General features: G+C 66.2%; 12 protein-coding genes. 5 read left to right on the forward strand and 7 right to left on the reverse strand.

All coding sequences use genetic code 11. The features are described from left to right. The first annotated feature begins 70 nt into the window (after positions 1 to 70). On the forward strand, positions 71 to 1258 hold the full coding sequence (prpF, locus tag G4G71_RS28250) for a 2-methylaconitate cis-trans isomerase PrpF (protein WP_169942002.1): 1188 nt from the start codon (positions 71 to 73) through the stop codon (positions 1256 to 1258). 407 nt (positions 1259 to 1665) lie between these two features. On the opposite strand, the gene G4G71_RS28255 is transcribed toward prpF, so the two are convergent. The 3 genes from G4G71_RS28255 to G4G71_RS28265 are packed head-to-tail and all read right to left on the reverse strand — an operon-like array spanning position 1666 to position 3350. Beyond that, positions 1666 to 2256 carry an LON peptidase substrate-binding domain-containing protein gene (locus tag G4G71_RS28255; RefSeq protein ID WP_169942004.1) on the reverse strand — a complete coding sequence of 197 codons (591 nt, stop codon included), beginning with the start codon at positions 2254 to 2256 and terminating at the stop codon, positions 1666 to 1668. Positions 2257 to 2274: 18 nt separating this feature from the next. After that, positions 2275 to 2988, reverse strand: coding sequence for an LrgB family protein (locus G4G71_RS28260; protein WP_082450618.1), 714 nt, complete (start codon positions 2986 to 2988; stop codon positions 2275 to 2277). Beyond that, positions 2988 to 3350 (reverse strand): CidA/LrgA family protein, encoded by a 363-nt coding sequence (locus G4G71_RS28265; RefSeq protein WP_045217069.1) that lies wholly within the window; start codon positions 3348 to 3350, stop codon positions 2988 to 2990. The genes G4G71_RS28260 and G4G71_RS28265 overlap by 1 nt, the downstream gene beginning before the upstream one ends. 168 nt (positions 3351 to 3518) lie before the next feature. On the opposite strand from G4G71_RS28265, the gene G4G71_RS28270 reads away from it, so the two are divergent. The 3 genes from G4G71_RS28270 to G4G71_RS28280 all read left to right on the forward strand — a co-directional run bounded on the left by G4G71_RS28270 (position 3519) and on the right by G4G71_RS28280 (position 6470). Next, complete coding sequence (locus G4G71_RS28270; protein ID WP_045217066.1) at positions 3519 to 3974, forward strand: MaoC family dehydratase; 456 nt, start codon at positions 3519 to 3521, stop codon at positions 3972 to 3974. A gap of 93 nt (positions 3975 to 4067) precedes the next feature. Further along, positions 4068 to 5798 (forward strand): C13 family peptidase, encoded by a 1731-nt coding sequence (locus G4G71_RS28275; protein ID WP_169942007.1) that lies wholly within the window; start codon positions 4068 to 4070, stop codon positions 5796 to 5798. 30 nt (positions 5799 to 5828) lie between these two features. Further along, entirely contained in the window at positions 5829 to 6470 is a 642-nt protein-coding gene (locus G4G71_RS28280; protein WP_169942009.1) for an oxidoreductase, read from the forward strand. Between the two features lie 155 nt (positions 6471 to 6625). Here G4G71_RS28280 and G4G71_RS28285 read toward each other — a convergent pair whose 3' ends face one another. The 4 genes from G4G71_RS28285 to G4G71_RS28300 all read right to left on the reverse strand — a co-directional run bounded on the left by G4G71_RS28285 (position 6626) and on the right by G4G71_RS28300 (position 11172). Further along, positions 6626 to 6913: a YceK/YidQ family lipoprotein gene (locus G4G71_RS28285; RefSeq protein WP_024764688.1), complete on the reverse strand. Its 288-nt coding sequence runs from the start codon at positions 6911 to 6913 to the stop codon at positions 6626 to 6628. Next, complete coding sequence (ubiX, locus tag G4G71_RS28290) at positions 6903 to 7532, reverse strand: flavin prenyltransferase UbiX (RefSeq protein WP_017521701.1); 630 nt, start codon at positions 7530 to 7532, stop codon at positions 6903 to 6905. The genes G4G71_RS28285 and ubiX overlap by 11 nt, the downstream gene beginning before the upstream one ends. A gap of 2 nt (positions 7533 to 7534) precedes the next feature. Beyond that, the gene (mpl, locus tag G4G71_RS28295) at positions 7535 to 8887 is read right to left on the reverse strand and encodes a UDP-N-acetylmuramate:L-alanyl-gamma-D-glutamyl-meso-diaminopimelate ligase (RefSeq protein WP_169942011.1); all 1353 of its coding nucleotides are present in this window, start codon (positions 8885 to 8887) and stop codon (positions 7535 to 7537) included. A 374-nt stretch (positions 8888 to 9261) separates the two neighbouring features. Further along, positions 9262 to 11172 carry a sigma-54-dependent Fis family transcriptional regulator gene (locus G4G71_RS28300; RefSeq protein ID WP_169942013.1) on the reverse strand — a complete coding sequence of 637 codons (1911 nt, stop codon included), beginning with the start codon at positions 11170 to 11172 and terminating at the stop codon, positions 9262 to 9264. A 323-nt stretch (positions 11173 to 11495) separates the two neighbouring features. On the opposite strand from G4G71_RS28300, the gene exaC reads away from it, so the two are divergent. Further along, complete coding sequence (gene exaC, locus G4G71_RS28305) at positions 11496 to 13016, forward strand: acetaldehyde dehydrogenase ExaC (protein ID WP_169942015.1); 1521 nt, start codon at positions 11496 to 11498, stop codon at positions 13014 to 13016. Positions 13017 to 13192 lie beyond the last annotated feature (176 nt).

Below are 13192 nucleotides of genomic sequence, written 5' to 3' on the forward strand. Positions count from 1 at the left end.
CGAACCAACCCCTGCAGCAGGGCTGTTCGCGAGCAAGCTCGCTCCTACAAGTAACGCACAGGACCTGAGAATGCCCCACGTATCCCAAGTGAAGATCCCCGCCACCTACATCCGTGGCGGCACCAGCAAGGGCGTGTTCTTCCGCCTGCAGGACCTGCCCGAGCGTTGCCAGGTGCCCGGCGAAGCTCGCGACAAGCTGTTCATGCGCGTGATCGGCAGCCCCGATCCGTACAGCGCGCACATCGACGGCATGGGCGGCGCGACCTCCAGCACCAGCAAGTGCGTGATCCTGTCGAAAAGCACCCAGCCCGATCACGACGTCGACTACCTCTACGGGCAGATTTCCATCGACAAGGCCTTCGTCGACTGGAGCGGCAACTGCGGCAACCTCTCCACCGCCGCCGGCTCCTTCGCCATCCACGCCGGCCTGGTCGATCCCTCGCGCATCCCGGACAACGGCACCTGCGTGGTGCGCATCTGGCAGGCGAACATCCAGAAGACCATCATCGCCCACGTGCCGATCACCAATGGCCAGGTCCAGGAAACCGGTGACTTCGAGCTGGACGGCGTGACCTTCCCTGCCGCCGAGATCGTGCTGGAGTTTATCGATCCGTCCGACGATGGCGAGGACGGCGGCTCGATGTTCCCCACCGGCAACCTGGTGGACGACCTGGAAGTCCCCGGCATCGGCACCTTCAAGGCGACCATGATCACCGCCGGCATCCCGACCATCTTCGTCAACGCCCAGGACATCGGCTACACCGGCGCCGAGCTGCGCGAAGCGATCAATGGCGACCCCGAGCAACTGGCGCGCTTCGAGAAATTCCGCATCGCCGGCGCCCTGCGCATGGGCCTGATCAAAACTCCGGAAGAAGCCGCCACTCGCCAGCACACGCCGAAGATCGCCTTCGTCGCGCCAGCGAAGAACTACGTCACTTCCAGCGGCAAGGAAGTCCAGGCCGGAGATATCGACCTGCTGGTGCGCGCGCTGTCCATGGGCAAGCTGCACCACGCCATGATGGGCACCGCCGCCGTGGCCATCGGCACCGCCGCCGCCATCCCCGGCACCCTGGTGAACCTCGCCGCCGGCGGTGGCGAGCGCAGCGCCGTGCGCTTCGGCCACCCCTCCGGCACCCTGCGCGTGGGCGCCGAGGCCAGGCAGGTGAATGGCGAATGGACCGTGACCAAGGCCATCATGAGCCGCAGCTCGCGCATCCTCATGGAAGGCTGGGTACGGGTACCGGGCGATTCGTTCTGATCCTTCGCCAAACCCGTGAATGCACAAGGCCCGCACATGCGGGCCTTGTCCTTTCAGGGAGAGATCGTGCCTGGGCTTGCCCTCACCCCAACCCTCTCCCAGAGGGAGAGGGGGCTGCGCGAGCCGCGCTGACACCCAGGTTTCATCCTGCATCGAACCGTCCCCTCTCTCGCTTGAGGAGCGGGGCTCGCAGCCAGGGTAAGGGAGAGGGTGCTCCAGACTTTGTAGGAGAGGATTTATCCGCGATGGTTTCGCGCGGCGGCGGGGCCGATCCCGGACGCCCCACCGCACGGCGATTTCTGTAGGAGCGAGCTTGCTCGCGAACAGACTTAACCGGCGGTGACGGCGCTGGGCGGGTTCGCGAGCAAGGGCCAGGCGCCCCCCTCGATCCTACAAAAGCTGCTGCGTCAGGCGACGAAATCGCCCTGGAGTTGTTCCAGCAATACCTGGATACGCGCCAGACGCACGGTCGGGTCGTCCATCTCCAGCAGCACCTGCTTCTGGTCGCGCTCGAAGGGCAGCAGGTAGGCGAGCTGGCAGGCCAGTTCCTGCTGGCCATTGACCTCTCCACCCATCTCCAGCGCCGAAACCATGGGGTGCATGGACAGCGCCTCGAGCAGCGCGGCAAGGTCGTCATGTTCCTTGGTCAGCGGCTGGTTCGGCTGCTCGTCCAGCCACTCGATTTCAGCCACCGTCAGTTGGTCCGTCTGCACGTTGGCGGAGAGCACGCGGAAGCGCCGACCGCCTTCGACCCGAATGCCCAGCAGGCCGTTGGACTGCTGCTGCCAGTCCTTGATGTGCGCCTCGCAGCCAACCAGGCTGTAGCGCTCCGGCGCATCGCCAACCTCCTCGCCCTCGACGATGGCCACCACGCCGAACCCGCCGTTCTGCTTCATGCAGCGGCCGATCATGTCCAGGTAGCGCGCCTCGAAGATCTGCAGGTCAAGGCGGCAGCCGGGGAACAGCACGGTATTGAGGGGGAAGAGCGGGAAACTCATGGATACTCCATTGGGCAATCAGGCGATCAGTGCTACCGCCAACGGTAGCAGCACAGCGGTGGCCACGCCCATCAGGCTCATCGCCAGGGCAGCGAAGGCGCCGCATTCCTCGCCCTCCTGCAAGGCGCGGGAGGTGCCCACGGCGTGGGCGGTCATGCCCAACGCCATGCCTTGCGCAGCCGGATGGTGGACGCCGAAACGGCGCAGCAGTTCCGGGCCGAGGATGGCGCCGAGCACGCCGGTAATCAGCACGAACACCGCCGCCAGCGCCGCCACGCCGCCGATCTGGCTGGCCACCAGCATGGCGATGGGCGAGGTCACCGACTTGGGCGCCAGGCTCATCAGCAATTCGTGGTCGACGCCGAACAGCCAGCCCAGGCCGATGCCCAGCGCGGTGGCGAACAGGCCGCCAACCAGCAGAGTGATCAGCGTCGGCCAGAACAGCTGGCGGATGCGCTTGAGGTTGAGGAACAGCGGCACCGCCAGCGCGACGGTCGCGGGGCCGAGGAGGATGGTCAGCACCTTGGCGCTGTTGCTGTACTCGCTGTAGTCGATGCCGCACGCCAGCAGCACCGCGATGACGATCAGCATCGATACCAGCACCGGCTGCAGGAATACCCAGCGCGTGCGCTCGTAGGCGGCCAGCGCCAGCTGATAAGCGCCCAGGGTGACGCCAACGCAGAACAGCGGGTGGTGGATGACGGAATTCACCGCGCCTTGCCAGTCGAACATCACGCACCCTCCTTCTGCTTGCGCTGGCGGTCGATGAGCTTCTGCATCAGCCAGCCGGCGAACACGAAGGACACCAGCAGCGACAGCGCCAGCGCGCCGGCGATGGCCCAGAAGTCCGCGGCGATCTGCTTCGCATAAGCCATCACGCCCACCGCCGCCGGCACCAGCAACAGCGGCAGGTAGCGCAGCAGCGAGGCAGCCGCCTCGTTGACCGGCTTGCTCACCTCGCCGTTCCACACCAAGAAGGCGAACAGCAGCACCAGCCCAATGATCGGGCCAGGGATCATGTGCAGGATGAGAGCATTCAGGCCCGTGCCGAGCAGTTGGAACAGCACCAGCCAGGTCAGGCCGCGTAGCAACATCAGAAACATCTCCAGCGCAATATGCCGACATTATGCCCGCCCGGCGCCCGCTATGGCGCGGCATTCGCCCAAAGCATGAATGCTTGACCGCTCCAGGGCGCCATGCTGATCTACAGGCGGATTTCACGTAGGCCGTACTAGAAGAACAACGCATTCCCCGGAGGAAACATGGCATTCGTACCCGTAAGCGCACTGAAGGACTACATCGGCAAGGACCTGGGCCATTCGCAGTGGATCACCGTCGATCAACAGCGCATCAACCAGTTCGCCGAGTGCACCGAGGACCACCAGTTCATTCACGTCGACCCGGAAAAGGCGAAGAAGACGCCCTTCGGCGGCACCATCGCCCACGGTTTCCTGTCGCTGTCGCTGATCCCGAAGCTCTGCGAGGGCCTGCTGGTCCTGCCGGAGAACCCCAAGATGGTGGTCAACTACGGCCTGGACAGCGTGCGTTTCATCCAGCCGGTACCGGTGGATTCGCGCGTGCGCCTGCAGGTGACCATCACCGACATCACCGAGAAGAACCCCGGCCAGTGGCTGATCAAGGCACGCTGCACCCTGGAGATCGAAGGGCTGCCCAAGCCGGCCTACATCGCCGAATCGCTGAGCCTGTGCTTCGTCTGACAGCGCGCTAGCAGCGATGAGAAAAAAGCCCGCGACCGCGGGCTTTTTTGCGTCACACTGCCAATGCGCCCCTCCGTCGATTCGAGCCTCCCGATGCCACGCCACCTCCTTCCCCTGAGCCTCGCCCTGTTCCTCGCTGCCTGCGGCGACGGCGAACCACTGACGCCACCGGACGCCCGCCTGCCCGACGGCGCGCGCTACCGCGGCGAGTTGGTGAACGGTCAATTGCAGGGTCCGGGCCGGCTCGATTACAGCAACGGCGCCTGGTACGAAGGCGGCTTCGACAAGGGCCTGCAGAGCGGCCAGGGCAAGTGGAACGACGGCAACGGCACAAGCTACGAAGGTGAGTTCCGCAACGGAATATTCGAAGGGCGCGGCCGCCTGCAATATGCCGACGGCAGCGTCTACGAAGGCCAGTTCAAACACGGCGAGTTCGACGGCGAAGGCCGCCTTGCCCAGGGCGGAACCACCTACAGCGGCGGTTTCCGCAAGGGTCGCTACGAAGGGCTGGGCAGCCTCGAACAGGCCGACGGCACCCGCCACCAGGGTGCCTTCGCCAAGGGCGAGGCCAACGGCGAAGGCGCCCGTCGGGACAGCCTGGGCAACCAGTACAGCGGCACCTTCAGGAACGGCGTGCTGGAGGGCAAGGGCATCTTCCGCGATGACGCGGGCGACCAGTACAGCGGCGAGTTCCGCAACGACCAGTTCGAGGGGACCGGGCGCTTCCAGAATGCCGACGGCGATGTCTGGTTCGGCCGCTTCAAGGCTGGCGCGCTGAGCGGCCCGGGCGAGTTCATCGGCACCGACGGCAGCCGCTACCAGGGTGAGTTCCGCTTCTGGCGCTTCGACGGCAAGGGGACGCTGACGCGCTCCGATGGCCAGGTCTACAGCGGCGGCTTCGCCCGTGGCGAATACTCGGGCGAAGGCACCCTCACCCGTCGCGACGGCAGCCTGCAGAAAGGCGTCTGGAATGCCGGGCAACTGCGCCAGGACGCCACCGGCAAGCGGCTGCCCAATCCACTGGAAGTCGGTTTGCTGGAACAGGGCGCATTGCTGGAGAAGGAACTGGCCGCCATTCCGCCATCCACCCCGGCGATCGAGCTCTATGGCGTCAGCCTGGGCGGCGACGGCAAGCAGAGCGTGTTCCTGCGCGAGGCCGACTACGTCGCCAACCTGCTCGGCGAGCGCTTCGGCGCGCGCGGCGTGGTACGCCTGGTGAACCATCGCGACCACCTCGCCGACCGCCCCATGGCCACCCGCGAAACCCTGGCCCGCACCCTGCGCACCATCGCCGAACGCAGCGGCCCGGAAGACCTGGTGTTCATCTACCTGACCAGCCATGGCTCCCATGACCACCAACTGGTGCTGGACATGCCGGGGCTCAAGCTCGACGACCTGCCGGCCAGCGAACTGGCCAACCTGCTCGCCCCGCTCAAGGACCGCGACAAGGTGCTGGTGATTTCCGCCTGCTACAGCGGTGGCTTCATCCCCGCGCTCAAGGACGACAAGACCCTGATCATGACCGCCGCACGCAGCGACCGGGTGTCCTTCGGCTGCTCCGAGGAGGCCGATTTCACCTACTTCGGCGACGGGCTCTTTGCCAAGGCCCTCCAGCAGACCGACGACCTCAAGCAGGCCTTCACGCTGGCCAGCGCTACCGTGGCCAAGCGCGAGAAGGAGGAAGAATTCGAACCATCGGAACCGCAACTCTGGGCGCCGAAGGCGGTCATTACTCGCTGGCAGGCCCTGCGCGCGCAGCAGTCGCACGCAGAGTTGGCGCTCGGCAATATCGATGCGCAGGCAAAACGACAGGGTGGCAACTAAGCTGGAAAGTGTGTCAGAGGGGAAACACAGATGTACTCGAAACCGACGAATATCCTGCTAGCGGGCGCCACCGGCCTGACCGGTGAACATCTGCTCGACCGCATGCTCAACGAGCCCACGGTCAAGCGCGTCATAGCTCCAGCCCGAAGGAAGCTGGCGGAGCACCCACGCCTGGAAAACCCCATCGGCCCGCTGGCCGAGCTCATCCCGCACCTGGTCCAGCCGGTGGACACGGTGTTCTGCTGCCTGGGCACCACGCTCAAGGAAGCCGGCTCCGAGGAGGCCTTCCGCAGCGTCGACTTCGACCTGCCGCTGGCCCTGGGCGAGCGCGGCCTGGCGCTCGGCGCGCGGCACTACATCGTGGTCAGCGCGCTGGGGGCGGACAGCAAGTCGTCGATCTTCTACAGCCGGGTCAAGGGCGAACTGGAGGATGCCCTGCGTCAGCAAGGCTGGTCGCAGCTGACCATCGCACGGCCATCGCTGCTGCTGGGCCAGCGTGAGGAAATCCGTCTCGCCGAACTGCTTGCCGCGCCCTTCTCGCGCATCCTGCCGGGCAAGCTGCATGGCATCGAAGCCATCGCCCTGGCCCGCGCGCTCTGGCGCCTGGCGCTGGAAACCGGCAAGGGTACCCGCGTCGTCGAATCGGACGAGTTGCGCAAGCTGGGCAAGTAACCCCACAACCGCAGGGCGTACAACGCTTTTGTAGGATGGCGTGGAGCGAAGCGATACCCATCAATCACGATGACGACTGCATGGGTATCGCTCCGCTCCACCCATCCTACGCAGGATCACCCTGATCGTTCTTCAGGGTGATCAGCAGAAGCGGTTCAGTTGCCGCCCCACACCTGCAGGCCAACCCCCAATTCCGCGGCGATCGACAAGGGCAGCAGCAAGGTGTCCAGCAGCGCGCTGCCGGGCAGGTCGAGGCCGGGATAGGCCGGCGCGTCGGTGCCGAAATGATCCTTCGGGCAACAACCGCCATTCAGCGAATACCAGTCCAGTCGGGTGCCGGCATAGATCAGCGGATCGCCGGGGCGGCTGTCGTTGAGGGTCTTCACGGTGGCGCAACCGCCCAGTTGCAACAACAGCAGGGCGGCGAGGAGCTTATTCGTCACTGACAAGATGGTGTTCGCCCCAGCGCGGCAGCATGTCCTGGGGGATGCCCAGTTGATTGAGGATGCGCGCGACGACGAAGTCGATCAGGTCGTCCACCGTCTGCGGCTGATGGTAGAAGCCCGGAGCGGCCGGCAGGATCACCGCGCCCATATTGGACAGTTTGAGCATGTTCTCCAGGTGGATGCTGGAGAACGGCGCCTCGCGCGGCACCAGGATCAGCTGGCGGCGCTCCTTGAGCGCCACGTCGGCGGCGCGTTCGATCAGGTTGTTGCAGGCGCCGGTGGCGATGGCCGAGAGCGTCCCCGTCGAGCAGGGCACCACTACCATCGCGCTGGGCGCGCCGGAGCCGGAAGCCACCGGGGCCATCCAGTCTTCCTTGCCGTACACGCGGATCTGCCCGGGGGCGGCGCCGGTGTACTCACTGAGGAAAGCCTGCATGGCTTGCGGCTTGCTCGGCAGGGTCACGTCGGTCTCGGTGGCCACCACCAGTTGCGCGGCCTTGGAGATGAGGAAGTGCACCTCGCGGTCTTCCTGCACCAGGCAGTCGAGCAGGCGCAGGCCGTACTGGGCGCCGGAGGCGCCGGTCATGGCGAGGGTGACGCGTTCGGCTCCGGCCATGCTCAGCCCTCCAGTGCCTGGGCCAGCTTGCCGTGCAGGCCGCCGAAGCCCCCGTTGCTCATGACCACCACCTGGGTGCCCGGCGTGGCGATGGCCTTCACGCCCTCGATGATGGCTTCCAGCGAATCGCACACTTGCGTGGGCACGGTGGAGCCGGCGACGGTGGCGGCCAGGTCCCAGCCGAGGTTCGGCGGGGCGTACCAGAACACGTTGTCGGCCTGCACCACGGACTCCGGCAGGCCGTCGCGGTGGGCGCCGAGCTTCATGGAGTTGGAGCGCGGCTCGACCACGGCAATGACCTTCGCATCACCGACGCGCTTGCGCAGCCCATCGAGGGTAGTGGCGATGGCGGTCGGGTGGTGGGCGAAGTCGTCATAGATGGTGATGCCCTTGACCTCGGCGACCTTCTCCATGCGTCGCTTGACGCTCTTGAAGGCCGACAGCGCGGCGCAACCCAGCTCCGGCACCACGCCGACATGGCGGGCCGCCGCGAGGCAGGCCAGGGCGTTGGCGACGTTGTGCTGGCCGGTCAGCTCCCAGTCCACGGTTCCTTGAGGTTTGCCGTCGAACAGCACTTCGAAGTGCGAGCCGTCTTCGCTGAGCAGGCGCGCCTGCCACTGGCCACCTTCACCGGTGGTCTGTACCGGCGTCCAGCAGCCCATGTCGATCACCCGCTTGAGCGCGGTTTCGGACGTGGGGTGGATGACCAGGCCTTCGCCGGGAATGGTCCGCACCAGATGGTGGAACTGCCGCTCGATGGCGGCGAGGTCGGGGAAGATATCCGCGTGGTCGAACTCCAGGTTATTGAGGATCGCCGTGCGCGGGTGGTAGTGGACGAACTTCGAGCGCTTGTCGAAGAAGGCGCTGTCGTACTCGTCGGCCTCGACCACGAAGAACGGCGTGCCGCCCAGGCGCGCGGAGACGCCGAAGTTCTGCGGCACACCGCCGATCAGGAAGCCCGGGCTCATGCCGGCATGTTCCAGCACCCAGGCCAGCATGCTGCTGGTGGTGGTCTTGCCGTGGGTGCCGGCAGCCGCCAGGACCCAGCGGCCCTGCAGCACGTGGTCGGCCAGCCACTGCGGACCGGACACGTAGGGCAGGCCCTTGTTGAGGACGTATTCCACGGCGGGGTTGCCGCGCGACAGCGCGTTGCCGACCACCACCAGGTCCGGGGCAGACTCCAGGTGCGCGGGGTCGTAGCCTTGCATCAGCTCGATGCCCTGGGCTTCCAGCTGGGTGCTCATGGGCGGGTAGACGTTGGCGTCGGAACCGGTCACGCGGTGGCCCAACTCCTTGGCCAGGACGGCCAGCGAGCCCATGAAGGTGCCGCAGATGCCGAGGATGTGGATATGCATGCAGACTCCTGCAATCAAGCCTTTCCAGGCGCTTCGAATGGGCGGCAGAGTAGCACAGCGCGCCCCCGCGCGGCCCGCCGCCGGGGCATCAGACGACGAGGTGGGGAAGCGGTTCCCGTTTGGAGTCACATGCCAGCACGGACTTGGATGAGCGGGCCATCAATAGCGCTCACGAGAAGCTTCGGAGCAAGGGCCAATGCCCTCTCCCCCGCCCTCTCCCTGAAGGGAGAGGGGGCCGATCGGCACTTGCGAATGCCACAGAGTCAGCCTGGAAACTCGTAACTACCCATCAGAAAAGGACTGTCCCCTCTCCCTTCAGGGAGAGGGTTAGGGAGAGGGAACAGAGTCAGTCAGTACACCAGCCTACCGTCTGCTCAAACCTGCCGCCGCAGCCCATGGCGGTTGAGCTTGCGGTACAGGGTGTTGCGGCTGATGCCCAGTTGCTGCGCGGCGCGGCTGACGTGCCAGCGCTGCGCTTCCAACACAGCCAGCAGTGCGTCGCGCTCGGCGGCGCCGAGGGTGTCGCTGCCCTCCTCGCTCACCGGTATCGCAACAACGGCGGGAGACGAAGTGCGGCGCAGGTCCGGTGGCAAGTCGGCCATCTGAACCCGCCCGCCATCGCACAACGCACAGAGCGTGCGCAGCACATTGCGCAGCTGGCGCACGTTGCCCGGCCAGGGAAAGTCCAGCAGGTGCCGGCGCACGTCGTCGTCCAGCCGCACCGCGCGGCCCTTGCTCTCCTCGGCCAGCAGGTGATCGAGCAACGCACCGCGGTCTTCGCGCTCGCGCAGCGGCGGCAATGCGACGACCAAACCGTTGAGGCGATAGTAGAGGTCTTCACGGAACTGACCGGCGGCCACCAGCGCTTCCAGGTCACGGTGGCTGGCGCTGATCAGGCGGATATCCACATCCTGCGGCTCACCGCCGATGGGCACCACCTGGCGCTCTTCCAGCACGCGCAGCAGGCGTGTCTGCAACGCCAGCGGCATGTCGCCGATCTCGTCGAGGAACAGCGTGCCGCCGTCGGCCTGCTGCAGCTTTCCGCGCATGCCTTCCTTGCGGGCGCCGGTGAAGCTGCCGCCGCGGTAGCCGAACAGTTCGCTCTCGATCAGCGTCTCAGGGATCGCCGCGCAGTTCAGCGCGACGAAAGCCTTGCCGGCACGCTCGCCGCCCAGGTGCACGGCGCGGGCGAAAGCTTCCTTGCCGGTGCCGGTCTCGCCCTGCAGCAACAGCGGCACGTCGTGGGCGTAGACCTTCAGCGCCCGGCGGAAATCATGGGCCAGTTGTGGATCGTCGATGCACAGCCCTTTCGCCAGCGGCACACGCGGCAGCACCGGCGCGGCGGCGATGGGACGCTGGCCGCGCAGCAGCGCATAGAGAGTGCGGCCTGCGTGGGTGCGCAGCGGCCAACTGGCATTGGGCTGCGGGTCCGCGCGGCTGAACAGGTCGTCCAGCCGGCAATCGAAGAATTGCTCCAGGGAGCGACCAATGAGGCTGTCGCGGCGGCTGCCGAGCAGGTTGATCGCGCTCTGGTTCGCCGCGCGGATTCGCCCGTCAGCGCCGAAGGCCAGCAGGCCTTCGCTGAACAGGCCGAGGCCGTCGGGTTGCAGGTGGAAGCGCAGCAGCCACTGGTCCTCGAAATGCCGCAGGAAGTAGCAGCTCTCGATGGCCTTGGCCGACAGGTTGACCAGCGCCATGGTGTGGAACTGGCTCTGCCGCGACACGTCGCGGCGCGCGGAGGAAACGTCGAGCACCGCCAGCAGTTCGCCCTGCGGGTCGAACACCGGGCTGGCCGAGCAGGTCAGCCCGGTGTGGCGGCTGCGGAAATGTTCGTCCTGGTGGATGGTCAGCGCCTGGCGTTCCACCAGGCAGGTACCGATGCCGTTGGTGCCCTCGCGCGCCTCGCTCCAGTCGGCGCCGAGCCACAGCCCGGCCTGCTCGAAAGTGCGGCGCTCGGCGGCTTCGCTCACGCAATTGAGAATGACGCCACGGGAGTCCGTGAGCAGCACCGCATGGCCGGCACCGGAGAGCTGCTGGTGCAGGCTGTTCATCTCGCCGCTGGCGATTTCCAGCACCTGGCGATGGTGCTCGCGGACTTCGAGCATGCGCGCATGTTCCAGCACCGTCGGCGCCATGGGTTGCGCCGGGTCGAGGTGGTACTGCTCCAGGCAGCGCATCCAGGAGCGGGCGATCGACGGGTCCGCACCGGGTGCTCCGGCGCGGGCCTTGCCCTCGGCCACGGTCATGACCTGGCGGGCGTGGCGGCTCAAATCGTTGGCGCGCATTCTTGTTGTTCTCCGCTTGGGGGACGGGGAGGCAGCCCCGGCTTCCGACGAAGTGTTGTCAGACAATTCGACAGAACGCAGGACAGCATCCCCCACGCGCCAACCCAATGCAACGCCTGTCCGACCGTCAGGTCACGACTGTCACGAATACGGGACAAAGTGTCACCCAGCCCTGTGCCAGGGGCGTTACAGGGCGATTTCCGGCGCCCGGCTCGATTCGCCGCAACCCAAGCGGCGCGCGGCTTTCACTGGCATGGCCCGGCCCTTGCTCTACGCTTGTTCAACGTCCTCCCCAACAAGCACAAGACCCAGGAGATCCGACCATGCGTTATGCCCATCCCGGTAGCGAAGGCGCCATCGTTTCGTTCAAGGCGCGCTACGGCAACTACATCGGCGGCGAGTTCGTCCCGCCGGTGAAGGGTCAGTACTTCACCAACACCTCGCCGGTGAATGGCCAGCCCATCGCCGAATTCCCCCGCTCTGACGCCTCCGACATCGACAAGGCGCTGGACGCCGCCCATGCCGCGGCCGACGCCTGGGGCCGCACCTCGGTGCAGGACCGCTCGCTGGTGCTGCTGAAGATCGCCGACCGTATCGAACAGAACCTGGAACTGCTGGCGGTCACCGAAACCTGGGACAACGGCAAGCCGGTGCGCGAAACCCTCAACGCCGACATCCCGCTGGCTGCTGACCACTTCCGCTACTTCGCCGGCTGCATCCGCGCCCAGGAAGGCAGCGCCGCCGAGATCAACGACAGCACCGTCGCGTACCACATCCACGAGCCGCTGGGCGTGGTCGGGCAGATCATCCCGTGGAACTTCCCGCTGCTGATGGCCGCGTGGAAACTCGCCCCGGCCCTGGCCGCCGGCAACTGCATCGTACTCAAGCCAGCCGAGCAGACCCCGCTGGGCATCTGCGTGCTGATGGAACTGATCGGCGACCTGCTGCCCAAGGGCGTGCTTAACGTCGTCCAGGGCTTCGGCAAGGAGGCCGGCGAGGCGCTGGCCACCAGCAAGCGCATCGCCAAGATCGCCTTCACCGGCTCGACCCCGGTGGGCTCGCACATCCTCAAGTGCGCCGCGGAGAACATCATCCCGTCCACCGTGGAACTGGGCGGCAAGAGCCCGAACATCTACTTCGAAGACATCATGCAGGCCGAGCCCACCTTCATCGAGAAGGCCGCCGAAGGCCTGGTGCTGGCCTTCTTCAACCAGGGCGAGGTGTGCACCTGCCCGTCCCGCGCGCTGGTGCAGGAGTCCATCTACCCGCAGTTCATGGACGTGGTGATGAAGAAGGTGAAGGCGATCAAGCGCGGCGACCCGCTGGATACCGACACCATGGTCGGCGCCCAGGCCTCGCAGCAGCAGTACGAGAAGATCCTCTCCTACCTCGACATCGCCCAGCAGGAAGGCGCGCAGATCCTGGTCGGCGGCTCGATCGAGAAGCTCGATGGCAACCTGTCCACCGGCTATTACATCCAGCCGACGCTGCTCAAGGGCAGCAACAAGATGCGCGTGTTCCAGGAGGAAATCTTCGGGCCGGTGGTCGGTGTGACCACCTTCAAGGACGAAGCCGAAGCACTGGCCATCGCCAATGACACCGAGTACGGCCTGGGCGCCGGCGTCTGGACCCGCGACATCAACCGCGCGTATCGCATGGGCCGCGGCATCAAGGCCGGTCGCGTGTGGACCAACTGCTACCACCTGTACCCGGCGCACGCCGCCTTCGGTGGCTACAAGAAATCCGGCGTGGGCCGCGAGACCCACAAGATGATGCTCGACCACTACCAGCAGACCAAGAACCTGCTGGTGAGCTACGACATCAACCCGCTGGGCTTCTTCTGATTGCGCGCTGCTGATTGACCCCGCCCGGCTCGCCGGGCGATCTCCCCGAATCGATCTTTGCGCGGCCCACGGGCCGCGCTTTTTTATGCCTGAAAAGCGCGCCGGACGAATGTTTTTCGTAGGAGCGGACTCCGTCCGCGATGTGCAACCGGCCGGCTCCGCGTGGTCGAGAATCG

This window comes from Pseudomonas multiresinivorans (genome assembly GCF_012971725.1).
Taxonomy (GTDB): Bacteria; Pseudomonadota; Gammaproteobacteria; order Pseudomonadales; family Pseudomonadaceae; genus Pseudomonas; species Pseudomonas multiresinivorans.

Coding starts and splice junctions, on each gene's coding strand:
- G4G71_RS28280 (WP_169942009.1), top strand. CDS start 5,829: ATGTACTCGAAACCGACGAATATCCTGCTAGCGGGCGCCACCGGCCTG.
- G4G71_RS28265 (WP_045217069.1), bottom strand. CDS start 3,350: ATGTTGCTACGCGGCCTGACCTGGCTGGTGCTGTTCCAACTGCTCGGC.
- mpl (WP_169942011.1), bottom strand. CDS start 8,887: ATGCATATCCACATCCTCGGCATCTGCGGCACCTTCATGGGCTCGCTG.
- G4G71_RS28260 (WP_082450618.1), bottom strand. CDS start 2,988: ATGTTCGACTGGCAAGGCGCGGTGAATTCCGTCATCCACCACCCGCTG.
- G4G71_RS28275 (WP_169942007.1), top strand. CDS start 4,068: ATGCCACGCCACCTCCTTCCCCTGAGCCTCGCCCTGTTCCTCGCTGCC.
- ubiX (WP_017521701.1), bottom strand. CDS start 7,532: ATGGCCGGAGCCGAACGCGTCACCCTCGCCATGACCGGCGCCTCCGGC.
- G4G71_RS28255 (WP_169942004.1), bottom strand. CDS start 2,256: ATGAGTTTCCCGCTCTTCCCCCTCAATACCGTGCTGTTCCCCGGCTGC.
- G4G71_RS28300 (WP_169942013.1), bottom strand. CDS start 11,172: ATGCGCGCCAACGATTTGAGCCGCCACGCCCGCCAGGTCATGACCGTG.
- prpF (WP_169942002.1), top strand. CDS start 71: ATGCCCCACGTATCCCAAGTGAAGATCCCCGCCACCTACATCCGTGGC.
- G4G71_RS28270 (WP_045217066.1), top strand. CDS start 3,519: ATGGCATTCGTACCCGTAAGCGCACTGAAGGACTACATCGGCAAGGAC.
- exaC (WP_169942015.1), top strand. CDS start 11,496: ATGCGTTATGCCCATCCCGGTAGCGAAGGCGCCATCGTTTCGTTCAAG.